Raw genomic sequence first — 19,803 nt, forward strand, 5'->3', positions numbered from 1 at the left:
GATATTTTACCAGCCGAGGAAAACCATGCCTACGCCGCAAAGCGTTACCACGGCCCCTCCTATAGCATGGACATAACGTTCCAGTTTATCTGTTTTGATGATGGAATAACCATAGCAACCCACCAATACCATGGTTAGCATGGTGAGTACGGTGGTGATGGCGAATACGGTGATTAATACAATCACTTCCAGCCCCGAGCGATGAGAGCCGGAATAAAAAAGCAAGGGTACCAATGGTTCACTGGGCCCCATCACGAAGATGGCAAACAGTATCCAGGGCGTTACTTTCACGCGGTTTTGCGGATATACGATCTCTCCATGTTTATGTTCGTATACGTAAATATCTCCGTCGCCATACACATCGAAATGTTTATGTGGTTTATTCAGCCACGCCTGGCGTAGTCCCCAGAGTAAATAGAGTACGCCAAATCCCAGCAGGCACCAGCCGGAGAGGTTGCCTCTTACGTCCTGGAACCAGGTGAGCTTTGATAGCTGCCAACCCAGCAATACACCCAACAGCCCGATTAATACAGAACTGAAGATATGCCCGAAGCCACAGAGTACGGTCCACAACACTGTTTTAGACAGCTTCCATTTACGGGAGCGCGACAAAACGATGAAGGGCAAATAGTGATCCGGGCCGGTGGCGGTATGCAAACAGCTGATGGTAACAGCCGACAGCACAAGTGTTGTTAATCCTGCATTCATACCAATATCTCTTTTTCAATGGTCCGGAAATAAGCGGCGATGCGTTGCAGACAGGAAAATAGCTGCTCTCCTCCATTGCCAAGGATACGCACTCCCAGCACGCACGGGGAAGGATTGCTGATACCTATGGATACTGCTTTTTCATCTCCCAATAACTCATACAAAATATTTACTTGCTCCTCAGTGATTGGCGTACAGGTGTTGACGTGCAGCAAAGTAGCCTGATGGGTATATCCTTCCATTTGCCCGATGGCCGCCATATCCACCAGGGCAGGCTGCAACAGGAGATTATCTTTTACCAGGAGGCGACCGTTATGGAAGATCTCCGTGATATTGTGGAAAGAGCTGTACCGGAATATCTCACCGGAATGCTTTCTGCCACAGGTCAGTATTTCCCCGAAGGTGAGCATACAATTATCCGCTACCTCAATATGGTTTTTCCCTTTAAAGATGGCATTCTCATGTGGCACCACCGGATGTTGTACATAGGTGAAAGCCGAGCCGGGATGCAGTTGTATGCGTTGTTGCTGGGTAGCGCCCCGCTGCATATTGAACAGTCGTTGATACGACTGAGACTGGAGTTGGAGACGGCTGCCTGCTTCTACCACAATATCAATATCATAGTCGTCTCCATCCAGCATCCCCGGTGATGAGCTCATCACCATCAGGTACAACGTAGGATCACTGCGATGTTCGCTGATGTCGGCCACCCGGAAAGGGGGCGTAAAGAAAGTATCTTTCAGGTACGAGCGCTGGTTTTTAAATCCGCTCGTGATAGTTAGCCTGTTCTTCATGCTGCTTGTTTATCTCACCAAAGCTGGTTCTGCGCTGTCTTCCAGCAATGCATATTTCTGAATCCAGCCAATCACCGTATCCAGTCCTTGTAAAGACATCAGGTTGGTGAATACAAACGGTTTACCGTTGCGCATTTTGCGGGCATCTCTTTCCATGACGCCCAGATCTGCGTGTACATAAGGCGCCAGGTCAATTTTATTGATCACCAGCAGGTCAGAGCGGGTAATGCCGGGACCTCCTTTACGCGGGATTTTATCTCCCTCTGCTACATCAATAACAAAGATGGTAACATCCGCCAGGTCAGGGCTGAAAGTGGCACTAAGGTTATCACCGCCGCTTTCAATCATGATGATTTCCACATCCGGGAAACGGGCTGCCATTTCATCTACTGCTTCCAGGTTCATGCTGGCATCCTCGCGGATAGCAGTATGCGGGCATCCGCCGGTTTCTACGCCAATGATGCGCTCTTTGGGAAGCAGGCTGTTTTTAGTGAGGAATTCCGCATCTTCTTTGGTGTAAATATCGTTAGTGATCACACCAATGCTGTAATGATTCATCAGATGGCGGGAGAGCCTTTCAATCAGCGCTGTTTTACCGGAACCTACGGGGCCGGCTACACCAATTTTCACATATTTTCTGTCACTCATGAGTGGATAATTTTAAAAAAGTTAAGACATGTATAACCGGGAGTACAGGCGTTCGTGCTGCATACACCGGATATCAAAACCGGTATTGCATACGCCCACCAGGTCTCTGTCGAGGTGAATGGTTTTTTCTATCAATCCGGCAATTACGGTCTGCATACGAAACAGGATATCCTGCCCGTCCAGTTGCCCGAGGGGCACCAGCTTCACGGCATTTGTCACCATGCCGGCGGTAGCATTATAGTAAAATGCATACAAGGCTTCCGGCAAGGGGATTTCTAACAGGGAAGCATATACGCCAAAGGCAATGGCATAGTGTCCGTCTGTTTGTTTCTTTGTGATGGCATTTTCATAGGCAGATGCGAACGCAAAAGCCTGCTGCCGGCGGAAAATTTTGATCAGTCGCAGCCCCAGCTTCTGGCTGGCATTGCGTATTTCCGCAGGCAGTTTCAATGCACTCAGCTCTGCATCCAGCAACAGGAGAGCCGGCAGATCGTTGTTGGCCGCCGCCTGGTAAGCCAGGCATACAAAGGCCGCATCGTTGAAATGCAGGTTGGCGGTCAGCATTTGTTGTACAAATTGTTCCGCAGTAGCGGTATTGTGCACCATACCTTGTTGCACATACGTTTCCAGGCCATTGGAATGTGTATAGCCACCAATGGGCAGTGTGGGATCACTCAGGTGCAACAGGCTGCCGAGGAAAAAGTGATGCGTCATCATTGTTTCGATGTTAGGCCCATAATTTTGGAGAACAGTGAACTGCTGCCGCTACCATGACTATGCGGCTGTACATTGGCATTCAGCAGGTTGGTCAAACGGGTATGCTGTTTTTCGATAGCATATCCGCTGGCCTGGAGCCAACGGAATATCGGTTCTTCGAAAGGCAGTAGTACCTGGTCGTTTTGTATGAATACGGGAAGATGTTTGTTGCCTATTTCGTAGCATACGCTTCCCATTTCCAGCAGGTTCCGCGGCGTTACAACAATGGCATCGCTGGGAATGRTATCCACCACTACTGCATGCTGCTCGTCCATCACCAGGATATCGCCCTGGCGCAGGCGCTGGCCTTCCCGGAGAAAGCGGATCGCGATCTCGCGGCCAGCCGCTGTTTTCTTACGCTGGATACGTTTAGTCGTTTCAAACCATTCCAGGTGCAGCAGGTCTACTGGCCGATCAGCGATCGATAGGTTGTCCGTATTGCCTAGTACTGATTCTATAATCATACAAACTCTTTTTTCTTAGAACAGGAAATAACGTTGCGCCAAAGGCACCACATCTACGGGCTCGCAGGTAATCACCTGACCATCCACGCGTACTTCGTAGGTTTCAGGATTCACGGTGATGTCCGGTGTTTTATCGTTGTGGATCAGGTCTTTCTTACCAATGTTGCGACAACCTTTTACCGGCAGCACTACTTTTTCCAGACCATATTCTTTCACGATGCCATTATCCAGCGATGCCTGGGACACGAAGGTGATGCAGGAGCGGGATAATGCTTTGCCATAAGCGCCAAACATTTTACGTAGGATCACTGGCTGCGGTGTTGGAATGCTCGCATTCGGATCACCCATTTTAGCGCCGATGATCATGCCTCCTTTAATAATCATTTCTGGTTTCGCACCAAACAGTGCGGGCTTCCACAGTACTACATCCGCAAATTTGCCGGGTTCAACAGAGCCTACATGCTCCGAGATACCATGTGCAATGGCCGGGTTGATGGTATATTTGGCGATGTAGCGTTTTGCACGGAAGTTATCGTTGTTGCTGGCAGCATCTTCCGGCAGGAAGCCACGTTGTACTTTCATTTTATCGGCAGTTTGCCAGGTGCGGGTAACTACCTCGCCTACACGCCCCATGGCCTGTGAATCGGAGCTCATAATGCTGAATACGCCGAGGTCGTGCAGGATGTCTTCCGCCGCAATAGTTTCCGGACGGATACGGGAATCTGCAAACGCCACATCTTCCGGAATGCTTTTGCTCAGGTGGTGACATACCATCAGCATGTCCAGGTGTTCATCAATGGTGTTTTTGGTAAACGGACGGGTAGGGTTGGTAGAGGCGGGCAATACATTTGGATACATGGCCGCTTTGATGATATCGGGCGCATGACCGCCACCAGCGCCTTCTGTATGGAACGTATGGATCACGCGGCCATTGATGGCATTCATGGTGTCTTCCAGGAAGCCCGCTTCATTGAGGGTATCCGTATGGATGGCTACCTGTACGTCATATTTATCCGCCACTTTCAGCGAAGCATCAATCACCGCCGGTGTAGCGCCCCAGTCTTCATGGATTTTCACGCCCAATGCACCGGCTTCCACCTGTTCCGCAATCGGACCTTCGGTGGCGCAGTTGCCTTTGCCAAAGAAGCCCAGGTTCATCGGAAAGGCTTCCGCGGATTGCAGCATACGGGCAATAAACCATTTACCAGGGGTTACAGTGGTGGCGTTGGTGCCATCAGCAGGACCGGTACCTCCGCCAATCATAGTGGTAACGCCGCTGAATAGCGCGGTTTCTATCTGCTGCGGAGAGATAAAGTGGATATGCGTATCAATACCACCAGCCGTAGCAATGAGGCCTTCGCCGCCATGTACTTCTGTGGATGCGCCGATGATCATATTGGGTGATATGCCGTCCATGGTGTCGGGGTTCCCTGCTTTGCCAAAGCCAACAATGCGGCCGTCTTTGATACCGAGATCACCTTTTAGGATGCCCCAGTGATCCATCAACACCACGTTGGTAATCACAAAATCCAGTACGCCTTCCTCACGCAGCGCGGTACTGGATTGCGACATCCCATCCCGCACGGTTTTGCCGCCGCCGAATTTATTTTCTTCTCCATAGGTATTGAAATCTTTTTCAATTTCTATAATCAGGTTGGTATCACCCAGGCGCACTTTATCGCCTACAGTAGGACCATACAGATTGGCATATTTGGTTTTATTTATTTTCAGGCTCATGAGGTTGGTTTTTAAAGTTCATCGGTTCGAGTTTTGCCATGGCAGCGGCTTTAGCGGCATCTGTGGTCGTGTCGCCCCTCACCAGGTTATTATGCCCAAAAGCTTTGCGGTTGCCACCAATGGTGACCAGCTCTACTTCTTTTTCCTCACCGGGTTCGAAGCGAACGGCGGTTCCTGCAGCGATGTTGAGGCGCATACCGAATGCTTTTTCGCGATCAAAATCCATTTTGCGGTTCACTTCGAAGAAGTGGAAATGAGAGCCGACTTGCACAGGGCGATCTGCGGTATTCACCACTTTGATGGTAACAGTGGCGCGGCCTTCGTTACAGGTGATATCTCCTGCCGGGATAAAGTATTCTCCGGGAATCATGTGAGCGATGTTTAGCGGTTATCTGATTGGGTTGTGAACGGTGACCAGTTTGGTGCCATCCGGAAAGGTGGCTTCAATTTGTACGTCGTGAATCATTTCAGGCACGCCTTCCATGACTTCTTCACGGGTTAACAGGGTAGCGCCATACTGCATGAGTTCAGCCACCGAACGCCCGTCGCGCGCGGCTTCCAGCAGTATACTGCTGATGTAGGCGATAGATTCAGGATAATTGAGTTTCAGGCCCCTTGCTTTACGCTTGGCAGCCAGTTCTCCGGCCAGATGGAGCAACAGCTTCTCTGTTTCTCTGGGAGTCAGATGCATATGATTAAAATTTTAAAAGATAGCGATGTAGTGTACTTCGAAAGACCTATGCTTACGAAGATAATATTCCACTTACAGAAAGTATAGTGGGGTAGTTGACATACGAAATACCTCAGCTGCGCTTCAACAGCGGCCCCGACTTTCTCTAAAGTTGGCTAAATACGCCATGGGTAAGGCGAATCAGGATTGGAAGGGAATCAATAATTGGTGGTACTGTATGAATTTCGGGACTGCCGCAATGGGTCGATCCGCGTGCACAAATCCGGTATAATATGCCGGTGCATTATCCTGGTTTTCGAGGAGCGTAAGGTAATAGTCAGACAGGTTATTGAGAAGAAGATAGGGATGTTCGTTCAGTAAACGGCTTACTTCTTCGTCGTTATCGTTGTCGTTAATGTAAATGAGTTGTTCCGGATGGAGGCGTTCATGAGCTGCCTGAAGCTGTTCCATATCCACTACACTGGCGGATAATGTGATGCTGTTACCACGGCTTTGAAGGAGTGGACCCTGATTTTTTCCAGTGAAGGAAAAACCGATCAGGAAGAGTACTAATAATATGTATCTGAAATACAAACTCATGTTTCGGACCTGCAAATTACTGCGAATTGAAAAATGAGGCTAGCACAAATCATGACTATTGTATCCAAAAACAGGTAAATTTGTGCTTATGAGGTCTTCCGTAAAAATCTTTTCCAATTTTGAATATAAAAAGCAGTTCCTGCCGGGTATCTCCAGCCAGGTACTCCTCAACGATGCACAATTGCAGGTGTATAGAATAGAGGAATACCTCCGGAATATTGTGATACCCGTATTGCCCTATCGTACCACTTTTAACTTCCTGATTTTTGTTACCAAAGGGCATATTATTCAGCAACTGGAAACGGATGCACACCGGCTAAACGCCAACTCCATCCTGTTGATCCGCCAGGCCAATATCACCGCTACCCTGGAGATATCCCGCGATGCCGAAGGCTTCTTTGTCGTATTTGAAAATGAGGTGGTTGAAAACCTCGCGTTGAACCGGCAGCTGTTTAACTTTTTCTTTACTTCTCCCTTTGTTAAGCTGCCCACACCGGCAGTTCGCTGGCTCTCCCAACTGGTGGAGTTAATGGAAGAAGAACTGAACTTAAAGCATGTCTCCCTGGAAGTGGCCATCGGCGTATTCAGGCCTTTCCTGCAAAAGATTATTGCGTCCGCTGCGGCTGGCCATGGTAATATGACCCGGGCCACGGAAATTTCACTGCATTTCAGGGAACTGGTACAGCAACACCACCTGAAACAACGGCAGGTAGCTTATTATGCCCAAAAGCTCAATATCACGGAAAATTATCTCAATAAGGTGGTGAAACAGGCCACTGGTAAGCCACCTAAGCAATGGATCAATGAAGTGAATATCCTCCATAGCCAGATTCTCCTGCAGGATGGCAGCAGAGACATTGCCAGCGTTGCGTTTGAATTGAATTTTCAGTCGCCTAATTATTTTGCGAGGTTGTTTAGGCAGGTGACAGGGGAAACGCCGACGAATTATAAAAGGAGAGTGGCCATTAATGTTGGCAAGTAATCATGAAATTAGCTGGATAATTTAAGTAACGAAGAAGTGAAGGTTACACGATCAGCGCTAACTGGTTGCCATCTCGCTTATCGTTATTCAAACATTAATATTTAATAAATTCTTTTATCAGCTATTGAAAATATATTCCGGAATCCGTACATTCGGCAAACAATAAAACAAGTAACCCTTTACCAAGCCTCTATACTTATGAGTATGTACTGTAAGCTATCTGTTTTCTTTCTTTTTTAGCTTATTGCCGTAGTGTTTGATGTATGACTTTCACTAGCCTTTTTCTTGATGATCCCTACAGGAAAAAAAGCTCATGAAGGAGATTGTTTGTGCATATCAATAAAGTTATTGTAGCGCCCTATATTAATGTAGTATATCTATGGAATTAAGATCCCTAATCAGTTCCTCGTTTGTAAAGCGAGGGTTAGCTATCGGTTTACTGATCATGCTATCGCTTGGTAGCCGCGCTCAGGATGATTTTGCCGCCATCACAAAGTCATTGAGTATTACCGCTCCTTCTCCAACAGCATCGGCACTTGGTGAGTACGGGAAAAGTCCGGTGGGTTTAGCTACCGGATCGCCAGACGTAAGTATTCCCCTATATACGGTGGAGACACAGCATTTGAAAGTACCATTACAGCTGAGGTATAATTCCAACGGAGTTAAAGTGGATGCCATCGCATCCAGGACGGGCATGGGCTGGGTATTTGAAGCTGGAGGTGTAATTACGAGGAATGTGTATGGAAGTCCGGATGAAACTAGCACCTGGTTACCTTATGTTAATGACATAACAAGTAGGGCTGGTATTAAGTATATGCGGGTCGCCGCCGAAGTGTCAGAGGGCGGTCAGTTAGCCTATGACACTCAACCTGATTTATTCACTTTTAATTTCGGAGGGTATACGGGTAAGTTTACACTTAATTCCGAGAGGAAAGTGGTGTTGATGAAATATGAGAATCTGAAAATAGAGTATTCGATTTTGCAGGGATTAGTCAATTTTAAGATAACAGCTCCGGACGGCGTCGTTTACTGTATTTTGACAATGTTATATTAGGCATTAACGGCGGACCATTGCTGGAAGATACACATTATTATCCATTTGGGTTAACCATGGTAGGAATAAGCTCAAATGCATTGAAAGGCACTAACTATGTAGACAATCGATTAAAGTATAATGGGAAGGAGTTGCAAAATAAGGAATTTTTGGATGGTAGTGGATTGGAATGGTATGACTATGGTGCTAGAATGTATGATGCTCAGGTTGGACGGTGGCACATATTAGATCCTTTGTCGGAAATAAGTAGAAAATGGAGCCCGTATACCTATGCCTATAATAATCCAATAAGATATATTGATCCGAATGGAATGTTAAACGCAGATTCAAAAGATCGGGAGCGCGATGTTGAAGAGTTAAATAGGCTTAATGCGCAGGGAATGGGTTATATAGGCGCGAGATCTGATCGAGTTACTCCCCCCTCTGATTTTTATGATAAAGGTGGGAATCTCGTTAAACACGTTGAGGACGGCTCAAATGCAATTTATCAGCAGACAGGAAAGAGCTATTATCAACGTTATATATTTAGAGGATTTGATGAAAGTCAAAAAGGAGTAAACCAGGTGAATTTGACAACTGTTATTCAGGAGGCGCAAAATTTAAACATGAATAATCCTTCACTAGAGCCTGATGACGCAACATATTGTAATTATGCAACACAAAATATTTTTCAAACAGTTATTTCCGCCACCGATAATTCTTCTGGCCTTAACTTTTCGGGAGTGGCAAATGTTATGTCCGACTTGTTTTTAAATTCAGATATATTAACACACGTTGACCAGGCTACGGCATCCGCGGCTGCGACTAATGGGCAATTGGCCTTCTTTGGATATTATAATCAAGGCAAAGCACCTCATAACCATGGCCATGTCGGAACTTTTTCAGTGGGAGAGAATCTGTCGAAAGGTACTATAGCTAATGTTGGAGCGCACAATGGATTCATGCCTGTTGGCCCGGGAAAAGGAACTGTATTTACGCAGCCTGCCACGTTAAATCAGGTGAATTTTTTTACAGTAAACCCAACTATAGTGCCCAAAAAATCATTTCAAATAATACCTATTGTTAATTTTTAGATTATGAAAGTATCATTAATCATATTAGTATTTATTTCGAATTTTCTGCTTGCCCCGGTTTTTGCGCAAGTAAAAAAGGAAACTTACATCACTCAAAAAGATATTGTAGGAGTTTGGCAACGGGATTCTAAGTTAGTGAGGAATGGATTAAGTCAAAACTTTGAATTTTATATGAATGGAAAATTTGTGGTTAATCTGGGAAGTGATAAAGATGATGGCAGGAATGTTATTAAGCTAAAAGGGAGATATCGATTAGATAAAGATAAGTTATATATAACTATTCTTTCAAAAACTATTGTTGATGGGAAAATTGTCATCAGTGATGCCGGAGTAAGTTTGAATATTTTTTCTTATGAAGGTAAAGAGGTGGAAATTCTGGAGAAAAATCCTGTCGAAATATCCGACCCTTGTTATATTACTGTAATTACCACTCAAAATATAAAAATCAGTAATGAAATATATTTTAAGATTAAATAGTCGATAACTATGTACTGTAGGCTATTTATAATCTCTACCCTTCTTTGCTGCCTGTGAGGACTACATGCGGCTTGTTTGGGCATATCAATAAAGTTGTTGTAATAAAAAAGCACCTATGCATTCAACTCATCTCGCTTTCCGCTTTTGTTGGATATTTCCGTTGTTTTTATGCTCCTGCGATGGGATGGTATTTAAACGACAAACACCGAAAGCGTTTTTGAACCATACCATTGCGCCACCCCATATCTATACCGCTGATCGTATTAAAGCTATCAAACAACTGACAGCAGCGATGTTAAGGAATGAAGATTTCTTCAGCAGCGACAATTATGACGACTCTACAGCATTATTTGTTGATACTATACTTTATGCCCCGGACTTTAATAAATTGGCGATATTCATCATCACGAAAAACTCCACAAGTAAKCAATTATACCCGGAAAGATATTTTGAATGGTATTATGAAGGTACGTGCTATTTAGCTACAAGGCAGCAGGATACGCTAGACCTGTACTTTCTGGGACCAGGTTATACAAATTCTTACGAGCGGCCGAGGTTGGTGAAAATTATGCATGATGATTATTTCCACGCATTTACTACCACAGACACTACCGGACCTTATGCATATAAGTATAATCTGAACGATACGCGTTTTTGGACTAGTGATGTATGGCAGCGAAAGGAAGAAGCGAAAGCCCAGCGTAAAGCATTTGAGGAGGAAAGGATCAAGCATCCTGAAAATGTGTATATCCCACCACGAGTACCCCGCAGGCAGGCAAAGCAGCATAGTAATTAATCCCGGGAAACAGCTTTCCCCCATTTGCCGATATTTTGTACAAAATACCGGATGATTAAAAATGCGATACCAAATACAGCGAACAAAATAGGCAGCGATATGAGCAATATGGTTACTATAAATCTCCAATCTCCCAGAAAACAGTGTCCTTCCATAGCTATCATTTACTTCTAAGGTAATCATAAAAATAATGGATAAGTAGCACCGCTATTGCTTATTTTTACCCCCTATAACACACGATATGTCCAAAACTGTGCTGGTACTCGGCGCTAACTCCGATGTAGCAAAAGAAGCCATCTTATTGTATCTCGAAAAAGGATACCACGTGATAGCAGCATCCCGCAGCACCGCGGAAATAGCAGCTTTTATGCAAGCGCGGAAGGCACCTGTAAATGGGCTCACCATCTGTCACTTTGATGCCACTGCTTTTGAAACGCATCCGTCATTTTATGCCGGTTTACCCGCTAAACCTCATATAGTGGTATATGCCGCCGGCTTCCAGGTAACCAATGATCAGGCGCTGGTGGATTGGGAAGGCAGCTATCGCATGATGCAGGTTCATTATGCAGGAGCGGTGTCTGTTATCAATCTCATTATTACAGATCCCGATAACAATCATCTGGAGCGAATCATTGGATTGTCTTCCCTCTCCGGTGTGCGTGGACGGAAAAGTAACTTCGTGTATGGTAGCACAAAAGCAGCCTTTACACAGTACCTGGCTGGACTAAGACAATACCTGTTTGCCAGAAAAGTAATCGTGAACGTCATCGTAGCAGGATATATCCGTAGTAAGATGACCGCCGGACTAAATCTTTCGGAATCATTATTAATGGAACCGGCTTTCATTGCCCGTAAAATAGTGGATGCCGGTAATGGTTTTACCATTGTTCCCGGTATTAAATGGAAACTGATTCACCAGGTATTAAAGTATATGCCGGAGAAAATGGCAGCCCGCTTACCGTAGTGCAGGTTAACAAATCATTATGCCGGATAACGGCTATTGCCCCATTCCCGTGAAGTAGTATATTTACCAAAGAAGGAAAATCAATGTCGTGTATAGTTACCCGTTAGTCCCGGCAGCATTGATACATAGTTTGTTTTAGAGAGATGACCATGGCTATCTTATCACCCGTAAATAAAAACCCGAACACATGAAAAAAATCGCGAAACATCTCTCCCTGTGCCTGGCTTTATTCGCCGCTGTAGCAGTAAAGGCCCAATCGAATGCAGGAACCCTGGAAACGTCCCATCCGGCTGTAGCAGCCAAAAATCAGGTAGTAACCGGTTACTATTTTGTGGCTGCCAAAAAAGATGATCAGCCGAATGATCCTTACCGTAGCGTCACTTTTGTATCCAATACTTATGGATCAGTTACGCTGAGGTTGAATATTCCGTTGTGGCACAGTGTAAAGCAGCCTTATGTAACTTTGGAGAACCTGACCAGAGGCGGTTACCAGCGCTTTACCACCTGGCCTGGAGAAGCTACCTACAGAACTGAAACAGTAACCCTGCAGTTAGGCGATCAATACCGGTTAACCGCCAACATCCAGCCTAATCCCAGCGATCCTAATGACGACACCGACGAAGATGTATTAGCAACATTAAGCTGGTAAGTGTCATAAAGTATTTATATGAAGGCAACGTTTTCATCGAAAACGTTGCCTTTTATTTTATCAGCGCCACGAGGCATGCTGCCAGTACGCCTGCACTCAACGCTGCCAGGCCAATGGAGGTATAAGGAAACCTTTTTTCATATTTCACAGCTTTCAGAAATGCTTTTTTGGTGTTGTCATGCCCGGTTACACTTTCCATACTGCTGCGCGCCTCTTTGTTCCTGACCACACTGAAAAAAATAAAATCCTTTTGTTGAGGAAAGTCTTCCGCCAGCTGTAGAAAATAGGCAGGTTTTGATATCAACACCGCATTCAGCACCTGGCTATAATACTCACTTTCACCGGCATAAACCGCGGGGAGCAGCGCGATGCTATCTTTTAACACCGCATAATCTATCTCCCGGATATTTTTAATCAGATAATTAGTCAGACGGGTATATTTATCTTGCTCATGGGAAATGCTGTCTGCTATCACTTTTAGCCGGTTATCTGCCAATGTGCGGAACTGCAGATAATTCATTTCTTTGGTAGTTACCGGTAATGCGTTCCAGGAGAAAAAACCGTCTCTGAATGAGTGGTGATTCAGCGGAAATGTTTTATTCAGCTGTTCACTCATCGCGAAATAATGTCCCAGATACCAGGCTTTATTCAGCTGCGTGTAGGCAATCTCCGGCGCTGGAAAGCTATACAATCGCAGTCGCCCGTTTTTGCTGGCTGTATTCACCAGGTACCATTCATTGTTCTCCCTGATAACGCTGGATTTTAGGCCTGTATAGGCGCTATCCGTCTGTTGTTGAAGGGTATCTGTCCGGATGATGGAGGGGCCCGATCCTGCTTTATCCAAATAGTGCCCCATTGTATATACGGTGGCGTTGTTACTTTGAATATCTACATAAAAAGAATGCACTTTGCTGCCAGTCTGAAAAAGTTGCTGGCCATGGGCAGATATAATCGTTGCCGATGCAAACAGGAGGGTAAAGAGATATTTCATATAGCTACAGACATCTGGTCACTTAAATGTAGCAGAAAATGCCGGGAATGTGGCGTGGTTTTTTGTCTTGGCAGGTTTACAATGCTCCCGCAATCATATAACGGCACCTGCATAGTCCTGAAATTACACAAAGAAAATGGATGTTGGTTTTCCGGAGATGACATACGCCGCAGATATGCATAATTATACGATCTTAGTACCATGTGGAAGGAATTTCAGATTGTTCACGGAGAACAGGTGTTGAACCAGCACCAGATACAGCTAAAATTTCATGAAAGCGAAGAAGCCTTCATGGACATCATCGGCGCAGATGGCTATTTCTATGTGCACAAGGGCGACCTGCACCTGGAAGGTGATCTGAACCTCGACAAAATGGATAACATGCCCGATGGCCGGCCTCCCTTAGGCGTGGTGGTACTTGGCCATCTGACCGTTGATGGCGGAGTACTCAATGAAACGGGCGACTATGGTCCGGCGTTATATGTGGCCGGCCACCTGAGCTGCCGTAACCTCCTGATTGGTGGATCGCCGGTGCGCATAGATGGAGATGTTCGTGTGGAAGAAGTCATTCTGCTACACTACAACCACGGCTGGATGCAATGCGATGGTACCTTTACCGCCCCGGTGATGATAGTAGACGATTATCACCTGATGCCATTCCGGAAAAACATCAGCCGGTTTTATTACAACGACCGCGATCCGGAAAGCCCCGCCGAAAACGAATGTGGAGAAGGGGAAGACGGAGATCCTGTCATCTCTCAAAACTTACACTTACTACTCAGCAATCCATTAACGACCAACTTCGAAGAAATTATTCGTGACCTTGATGCCGGGGAAAGTGTGCTGGAGCCAGCGGAACGAACCATGGAATATTGGCGCACCAAAGTACGCCGTAACTGGCGCGATCTGAAACGCGTACCCATGGAAATGCGCACCAATAACCTCTGCCACGAAGCCATGGCCTATTACATCGGCGCACTGGAATATTTCCCGCCGGCCACTATCACCGCGGAACTGGCCGCCACCGCAGCAGAAAGAGACGGCAAAGCATTGCGTTATCTGCCACCAGAAATGATTACCCGGGAGCTGTGCTACATCGCGGCCAAACATGGGGCTATCCTGCAAGTGGATATACCGGAACAATTTTATGAACATGCTTTGCTATGCATCATCATCGCTACCAACGACTGGCAGATGGAGCGTATCCCCACGGTATTTATCACCGAAGATATGCTGGTATTATATGTGAAACAGGGCCGTGGCGCCTGGCTGGACAGATACTGCCAGCAGTCGGGTGTATCCAAACAAAAAGTATTGGAACGCGTTATGACAGACGATATCAAATACCTGGAAAATGTTTTTAACTGGCATTTATCGGCTGCCACTTATGCGTTCGCACAGCAACATTATGATACGCCGGCTTACGCGGAACCATGGAAGGGGTATAGTGAACGGTTTGCCCGGAAAATAGCACGACTGGCATAACCCATATTAGGAATACCCCGGTGAATATCGTAAATTTAGTACGCTTTAATTTTTATATGGAACAGTACGAGCGCATCTATTTATACCAGCGTATTGTGAAGGCAAAGCTGTTTATTGACAATCACTTTGCCGAACGGATTGATCTGGGCAATATCTCCGATCAAGCACACTTTTCTAAGTTCCATTTTATCCGGTTATTTAAAACCAGCTATGGCTATACGCCTAAAAATTATCTGATCAAAGTCAGGATGGATCATGCTAAAATCCTGTTAGGCAAAGGGGAGTCTGTGCTGGCCACCACCATCCTGGTGGGCTTCGATAGCCCTACTACCTTTGCAGGCGTATTTAAAAAAATGACAGGGAAAACGCCGTCTGCCTTTCAAAAGGAGCAGGAGGAAAAGCATACCGCCATGCAGTCTAATCCGTTATGCTTTGTCCCCAATTGTTTCGCAGAAACGGTGGGATGGACAAAATAGCAATTTTGAAGAGGTTACACGATCGCAAAATACCCACCTTTGTAAAAAGTCAATCATGATCACCAAACTAACGCATACCACCGTTTACGTGCTTAACCAGGATAGCGCCTACGATTTTTATGTGAATAAACTGGGGTTTAAAGTCCATACAGACGCGCCCATGGGAGCAGGTGGCCGCTGGCTGACCGTTACGCCACCGGAGCAACCGGAGCTGGAAATCACGCTTTTCCTGGTCACCGAAAGCCCCATGTTCGATCAGGAAACGGTGCAGGCGATGACCACTTTAATCCGGAAAGGGGCTTTTGGCGCTGCCGTATTTACCTGCAAGGACATTATGGCCACTTATGAAGAATTGAAGACGAAAGGAGTGGTGTTTAAAAAAGCGCCCACCAAAGAATTCTATGGTTTTGAGGCCCTGTTCCTTGATGATTCCGGAAATTGGTTTTCACTCGCACAATTATTACCATCCTGATGCTGAAGTCTGCCTTTAACGAAGACATCCGAAAGGACCTATTGAATAGAATTGATGCCCTGCAGGAAACAAACAAAGCGCAATGGGGTAAGATGACCGTGGCGCAAATGGTGAAGCACTGCCGGCTTTGTGATGAATATTACTTCGGAAATGTGTCTGTTCCCCGTTCCTTTTTGGGACGCCTGGTAGGTAAGCATGCTATCGGCGCCATATTAAAAAATGAGGCGTCGGAGATGGGAAGAAATGCGCCTACAGGGAAGCAATTTAAAGTCAGTGACACCCATTTAAACTTTGCCACGGAGCGGGAAAACTGGAAGCTGGTCATCATCAGGTATGGTACCTACTCTCAGGAAAGCTTTGTGCATTGGTTTTTTGGACGATTAAGCCAACAGCAATTAGGGGAACTGATTTATAAACATTGCGATCATCATTTGAGGCAATTTGGCGTATAGTCGTTGACGTATGCTAAAGTAAAAAGCTATTGTTGCGGGTAATATACGCAACAATAGCTTTTTACTTTTCCTGAAAGATGCTGAATCAAATGTAGTTAACCAATACTGGAAACAGGGCTTGTCAGTATCTCCTTTATTTCTTGTACTTCCCTTCTTAAAAAACTGATTTCATGATGCAGAAGACTTTGATCGCCGGAGGTGTTAGCGGCTTTATTATCTTCCAAAATCAGGGTAATAAAATCAGACATACTCAATTCGTAGAAATCTGCCAGCAGCAGCAATTTAGATAACGGCAAATCTCCCACATTGCGTTCCCAGCCAATATAGGTGGGACGGCTCACCAGTACTGAGGAGGCTACATGTTGCTGTGTACAGCCTTTCGATTTTCGTAGCTGTACCAGGACGTTTTTGAAAATAATACTCATGGGTTTTTGTAAGGGCTTTTTGACGGGTTCTTTGTAATGGTTGGTTTATAAGAAAGACGATTGCCTGAATGTAAAAAAAATAATACATAAAGTAAAAAAAATCGGATAAGGCGATAGTTATGGGATGGTTAGCTTTGTATCGTGCCGGCACTTATGAAATCATCTGTTTAAAACCAATCATTACCATGAAGAAGATCGCACTCGCCTGCCTGCTTATGCTGGCTATTTTTAGTTGTACCAAACAAGACAAGCCGATAAACACCGCAAAACCAAATAACGTGAATGCCACGCCTGTTCAGCTCACGATGGACAAGGCGGAGAACATTCGCCGCGTTACACAGTCATTGGAAAACGTAGACCTGCCTGCGGATAAAAAACGGGAGATGATAGAAGACATGGTGGCAATGGTAAATTATGATGCTAAGCCACCTGCCAATGCAAGAGTAACTACAGATGATGTTGACCCGGTACCTTGTGCTGCGCCTTCATACGCGAGCGGTTATGTATTCCAAAATCTGCTTGCACCTGCAAATCTGCTTTTTAATCCGCAAACCTGCACATTTGACTGGCCACAGAATGTGCCTGGTGGAACTCCCTGTGCAGCAAAGGTACTGAATAAACCCATGGCGGGCGGCTGGTCATCTACTCTTATTGCCTATCACCTTACCGTTAACTACACGATGGGACAAAGCGTGTATACCGGCCAGAGAGGTTGTAATTGATACCCGGTAGGGAATTAATTCGTTCTTTTACTTTCATCTTCAATGCCAGCCTTTCTTTGGCTGGCATTTTTTACTTGTTTATTGCCAAAGCGGTAGCTAAGGCTCATGCGTAGCTGCCGGGTTTCTTCCTTATTGCTGCCGATGATTTGCTGGCCGGCAAAGTCGCTGGTGAACCGCGTTTCCATGGTATTGAAGATGTCACTGATGGAAAGGCTCAGGGCAGCCGCATTTTTCCAGAACGTTTTTCTAATGCCCAGGTCCACACCGCCCTGTCCTTTGGCTTTTATTGTAGATTGCAGGATAGCGGGAGAATTATAAAAGCCGGTGACTTCTCCGGTCCAGTCTTTGCCCAGATGGAACGATTGACGGATATTGCCACTGCAGCTATAAGCCTTCAAAGAAATGCCCCGGCCGGGCCCAAAGCTCCCATTGTACAAGGAATACCAGGTAGTACCATTCATAAATATTTCATACCATTTGAATTGCGTATGGTAGTTGGCCGCAAAGCTGATGATATCTTTGGTAGCCAAATTTTCTTTAGTGATAAATGTTTTGGATTGTTGGGTAGTATCCGTAATAGTGGAAAATACATCTTTTACACGACTATAGTTCAGGGTGGTAAAGAGCTTTTGATGGTACATGAACGTGACACTGATACTATGGGTGTATTGAGGCTTTAAAGCAGTATTCCCCTTCTGATACGTATAGTCGTCGAGTTTAAATTCAAATGGATTTAAATCCCTGTATCCCGGCCGGTCAATCCGGTAACTATAGTTGAGCCCCCATTGGTGCTGCGGGTTTTTATTCCATACAATACCAGCACTGGGAAAGAGACGGATATAGTGTTGAGAGAAAGAAGAGTCATAAGATTGATAGCTATCATCCTTATACTGGTAACCGCGGGAAGTTGCCCGGATATTTGTTTGCTCCAGCCGGAGTCCCAATTGAAACTTAAGGCTTTTGAAATCCCTGTAATAGATAGCATACAGCGCATTAATATTTTCCCGGTAGGTGAACCGGTTACTCCGCGCGCTATCCAGTTCGGACATGGCGGGGGTAAAGTTAAACTGCTGAAAATTATTGTCCGTGATTACATACGATACCTTGGCGCCCATACTGATTTTGCCTTTCCCTGCCTTTTGCTCATAATCTGTTTTTATACTGTAGATGTCAATGTCCGAGGGAGACAACATTTGATAAGTATTGCTGTCCAGCGGCAGATGATGTTGGGGTTGATAGTAGATATTGGATTGTAGCTGGTTACTGCCAATACGATAAATACCATAATCTGCGTCTGCGCTCCACGCTGTGCCTGTCGACGGATTGTTGTAACGATAGTTCAGATTGGCGGTCATAAAATCCCGTTTACTGCGTGTGTTGCCGTCGGCGACAAGCGTGCGGTCAATGAGTTGATTGGCACGTGTAATGATCGCTGTTTGACTTTGGATGTTGAGTGTTTTGTCGGCGATCAACCCGGTGGCCATAAATCCCACTGATTTTTTTTGGGTAATGGTATAGTCAATTCCCGTGCTGATGTTATGTGCGTAGTTGCCAACGGTGCCGTTCGCCCGCTGGTCGAAGAGGCTATCTCCCAGGGCACGCAGCATGCTATTCCGGGCATCATAGTGGCCATTGCTGTAGTTGTAATTGCCGTAGATATTGATGGATTTGTTGCGGTAATTCAGGGCGCCTCCGCTATTATACTTAGGATAGGTAGCAAAGCTCCCACCGGCAAAAATGCTCCCGTTGGCGCCGAAGTTTTTGTTCTTTTTCAGTTGCAGGTTGATGATGCCGGCGTTTCCGGCAGCATCGTATTTGGCGGAAGGATTCATGATAATGTCAACCGTAGACAACATAGAGGCGGGCGTGCTTTTTAGAAACGCTGCCAGGTCCTGGCCACGAAGAGGGGAGGGCCTGCCATTGATGTATATGATGGTGCCGTTTTTGCCCATTAACGATAGCTCCTCGTTATTGTCAACCTGCACGCCAGGGGCCTTGCGCAGCAGATCCAATGCGTTTTCTCCGATGGTGGTGGGGCTGTTTTCTACATGCAGGATAATTTTATCCGCGCTGATTTCCACCATTGGTTTCGGCGCGGTTACCTCAACGGTCTTAAGGGTATCTGTTTTTCTTTTCAAGCTATCATTGGCACGGTGCTCCTGTGCATGCAATGTAATAGAGAATAACAGGAGCAATAATAGAAAAGAGCAGTATCTTATACAGGTAGCAGAAAATGCTTCAATAGTCGAATAACTCATAGGGTGCTGTTTTTTTATAAAATTCAGCGAACGCGTGGATGTCAAAATAGGAATTCAACCAGGTGAACTGTTTTATCCACATACAGGTCTTTTGTTTCCAGCAATTATTTGATAGAGAAAAAGGGGCGATAGATAGAAAATATGCTTCCA

General features: G+C 45.6%; 24 protein-coding genes. 12 read left to right on the forward strand and 12 right to left on the reverse strand.

Annotated features, from left to right (window positions below):
• Positions 1-6: 6 nt before the first annotated feature.
• From AC1DFM_RS32145 to AC1DFM_RS32185, 9 genes are all read right to left on the reverse strand, one after another.
• On the reverse strand, positions 7-708 hold the full coding sequence (locus tag AC1DFM_RS32145; protein ID WP_477080881.1) for a hypothetical protein: 702 nt from the start codon (positions 706-708) through the stop codon (positions 7-9).
• Positions 705-1,502, reverse strand: a complete 798-nt coding sequence (locus AC1DFM_RS32150; protein WP_477080882.1) for an urease accessory protein UreD — start codon at positions 1,500-1,502, stop codon at positions 705-707. The genes AC1DFM_RS32145 and AC1DFM_RS32150 overlap by 4 nt, the downstream gene beginning before the upstream one ends.
• A gap of 9 nt (positions 1,503-1,511) precedes the next feature.
• Positions 1,512-2,150: an urease accessory protein UreG gene (gene ureG / locus AC1DFM_RS32155; protein ID WP_477080883.1), complete on the reverse strand. Its 639-nt coding sequence runs from the start codon at positions 2,148-2,150 to the stop codon at positions 1,512-1,514.
• A 21-nt stretch (positions 2,151-2,171) separates the two neighbouring features.
• On the reverse strand, positions 2,172-2,867 hold the full coding sequence (locus tag AC1DFM_RS32160; RefSeq protein WP_477080884.1) for an urease accessory protein UreF: 696 nt from the start codon (positions 2,865-2,867) through the stop codon (positions 2,172-2,174).
• Positions 2,864-3,370 (reverse strand): urease accessory protein UreE, encoded by a 507-nt coding sequence (ureE, locus tag AC1DFM_RS32165; RefSeq protein ID WP_477080885.1) that lies wholly within the window; start codon positions 3,368-3,370, stop codon positions 2,864-2,866. Before ureE ends, AC1DFM_RS32160 begins: the two co-directional genes overlap by 4 nt.
• Positions 3,371-3,385: 15 nt before the next feature.
• The gene (gene ureC, locus AC1DFM_RS32170) at positions 3,386-5,107 is read right to left on the reverse strand and encodes an urease subunit alpha (protein ID WP_477080886.1); all 1,722 of its coding nucleotides are present in this window, start codon (positions 5,105-5,107) and stop codon (positions 3,386-3,388) included.
• Positions 5,088-5,477, reverse strand: a complete 390-nt coding sequence (gene ureB / locus AC1DFM_RS32175) for an urease subunit beta (RefSeq protein WP_477080887.1) — start codon at positions 5,475-5,477, stop codon at positions 5,088-5,090. The genes ureC and ureB overlap by 20 nt, the downstream gene beginning before the upstream one ends.
• 18 nt (positions 5,478-5,495) lie before the next feature.
• The gene (gene ureA, locus AC1DFM_RS32180) at positions 5,496-5,798 is read right to left on the reverse strand and encodes an urease subunit gamma (protein ID WP_477080888.1); all 303 of its coding nucleotides are present in this window, start codon (positions 5,796-5,798) and stop codon (positions 5,496-5,498) included.
• 180 nt (positions 5,799-5,978) lie between these two features.
• Positions 5,979-6,377 (reverse strand): hypothetical protein, encoded by a 399-nt coding sequence (locus AC1DFM_RS32185; RefSeq protein WP_477080889.1) that lies wholly within the window; start codon positions 6,375-6,377, stop codon positions 5,979-5,981.
• A gap of 88 nt (positions 6,378-6,465) precedes the next feature.
• On the opposite strand from AC1DFM_RS32185, the gene AC1DFM_RS32190 reads away from it, so the two are divergent.
• The 7 genes from AC1DFM_RS32190 to AC1DFM_RS32220 all read left to right on the forward strand — a co-directional run bounded on the left by AC1DFM_RS32190 (position 6,466) and on the right by AC1DFM_RS32220 (position 12,372).
• Positions 6,466-7,359 (forward strand): helix-turn-helix domain-containing protein, encoded by an 894-nt coding sequence (locus AC1DFM_RS32190; protein WP_477080890.1) that lies wholly within the window; start codon positions 6,466-6,468, stop codon positions 7,357-7,359.
• 379 nt (positions 7,360-7,738) lie between these two features.
• Positions 7,739-8,413: a hypothetical protein gene (locus AC1DFM_RS32195; RefSeq protein ID WP_477080891.1), complete on the forward strand. Its 675-nt coding sequence runs from the start codon at positions 7,739-7,741 to the stop codon at positions 8,411-8,413.
• 17 nt (positions 8,414-8,430) lie between these two features.
• The gene (locus tag AC1DFM_RS32200) at positions 8,431-9,486 is read left to right on the forward strand and encodes an RHS repeat-associated core domain-containing protein (protein WP_477080892.1); all 1,056 of its coding nucleotides are present in this window, start codon (positions 8,431-8,433) and stop codon (positions 9,484-9,486) included.
• Positions 9,487-9,489: 3 nt separating this feature from the next.
• Complete coding sequence (locus tag AC1DFM_RS32205) at positions 9,490-9,963, forward strand: hypothetical protein (RefSeq protein WP_477080893.1); 474 nt, start codon at positions 9,490-9,492, stop codon at positions 9,961-9,963.
• A 115-nt stretch (positions 9,964-10,078) separates the two neighbouring features.
• The gene (locus AC1DFM_RS32210; protein WP_477080894.1) at positions 10,079-10,759 is read left to right on the forward strand and encodes a hypothetical protein; all 681 of its coding nucleotides are present in this window, start codon (positions 10,079-10,081) and stop codon (positions 10,757-10,759) included.
• 241 nt (positions 10,760-11,000) lie between these two features.
• Positions 11,001-11,723: an SDR family NAD(P)-dependent oxidoreductase gene (locus AC1DFM_RS32215; RefSeq protein WP_477080895.1), complete on the forward strand. Its 723-nt coding sequence runs from the start codon at positions 11,001-11,003 to the stop codon at positions 11,721-11,723.
• Positions 11,724-11,910: 187 nt separating this feature from the next.
• The gene (locus AC1DFM_RS32220) at positions 11,911-12,372 is read left to right on the forward strand and encodes a hypothetical protein (RefSeq protein ID WP_477080896.1); all 462 of its coding nucleotides are present in this window, start codon (positions 11,911-11,913) and stop codon (positions 12,370-12,372) included.
• Between the two features lie 52 nt (positions 12,373-12,424).
• On the opposite strand, the gene AC1DFM_RS32225 is transcribed toward AC1DFM_RS32220, so the two are convergent.
• The gene (locus AC1DFM_RS32225; protein ID WP_477080897.1) at positions 12,425-13,363 is read right to left on the reverse strand and encodes a hypothetical protein; all 939 of its coding nucleotides are present in this window, start codon (positions 13,361-13,363) and stop codon (positions 12,425-12,427) included.
• Positions 13,364-13,564: 201 nt separating this feature from the next.
• Between AC1DFM_RS32225 and AC1DFM_RS32230 the strand changes: the two genes are divergently transcribed.
• The 4 genes from AC1DFM_RS32230 to AC1DFM_RS32245 are packed head-to-tail and all read left to right on the forward strand — an operon-like array spanning position 13,565 to position 16,248.
• Entirely contained in the window at positions 13,565-14,848 is a 1,284-nt protein-coding gene (locus tag AC1DFM_RS32230) for a bactofilin family protein (RefSeq protein ID WP_477080898.1), read from the forward strand.
• Positions 14,849-14,904: 56 nt separating this feature from the next.
• Positions 14,905-15,324: a helix-turn-helix transcriptional regulator gene (locus AC1DFM_RS32235; protein WP_477080899.1), complete on the forward strand. Its 420-nt coding sequence runs from the start codon at positions 14,905-14,907 to the stop codon at positions 15,322-15,324.
• Positions 15,325-15,379: 55 nt separating this feature from the next.
• Positions 15,380-15,796 (forward strand): VOC family protein, encoded by a 417-nt coding sequence (locus AC1DFM_RS32240; protein WP_477080900.1) that lies wholly within the window; start codon positions 15,380-15,382, stop codon positions 15,794-15,796.
• A complete protein-coding gene (locus tag AC1DFM_RS32245; RefSeq protein WP_477080901.1) occupies positions 15,796-16,248 on the forward strand; it encodes a DUF1569 domain-containing protein in 453 nt (150 codons plus the stop codon). The genes AC1DFM_RS32240 and AC1DFM_RS32245 overlap by 1 nt, the downstream gene beginning before the upstream one ends.
• 95 nt (positions 16,249-16,343) lie before the next feature.
• On the opposite strand, the gene AC1DFM_RS32250 is transcribed toward AC1DFM_RS32245, so the two are convergent.
• Entirely contained in the window at positions 16,344-16,673 is a 330-nt protein-coding gene (locus AC1DFM_RS32250; protein ID WP_477080902.1) for a helix-turn-helix transcriptional regulator, read from the reverse strand.
• A 185-nt stretch (positions 16,674-16,858) separates the two neighbouring features.
• Here AC1DFM_RS32250 and AC1DFM_RS32255 point away from each other — a divergent pair, with 185 nt between their 5' ends.
• Complete coding sequence (locus tag AC1DFM_RS32255) at positions 16,859-17,395, forward strand: hypothetical protein (RefSeq protein WP_477080903.1); 537 nt, start codon at positions 16,859-16,861, stop codon at positions 17,393-17,395.
• A gap of 14 nt (positions 17,396-17,409) precedes the next feature.
• Here AC1DFM_RS32255 and AC1DFM_RS32260 read toward each other — a convergent pair whose 3' ends face one another.
• Positions 17,410-19,653 (reverse strand): outer membrane beta-barrel protein, encoded by a 2,244-nt coding sequence (locus AC1DFM_RS32260; RefSeq protein WP_477080904.1) that lies wholly within the window; start codon positions 19,651-19,653, stop codon positions 17,410-17,412.
• Between the last annotated feature and the right edge of the window lie 150 nt (positions 19,654-19,803).

This window comes from Chitinophaga sp. 05T412 (genome assembly GCF_056396465.1).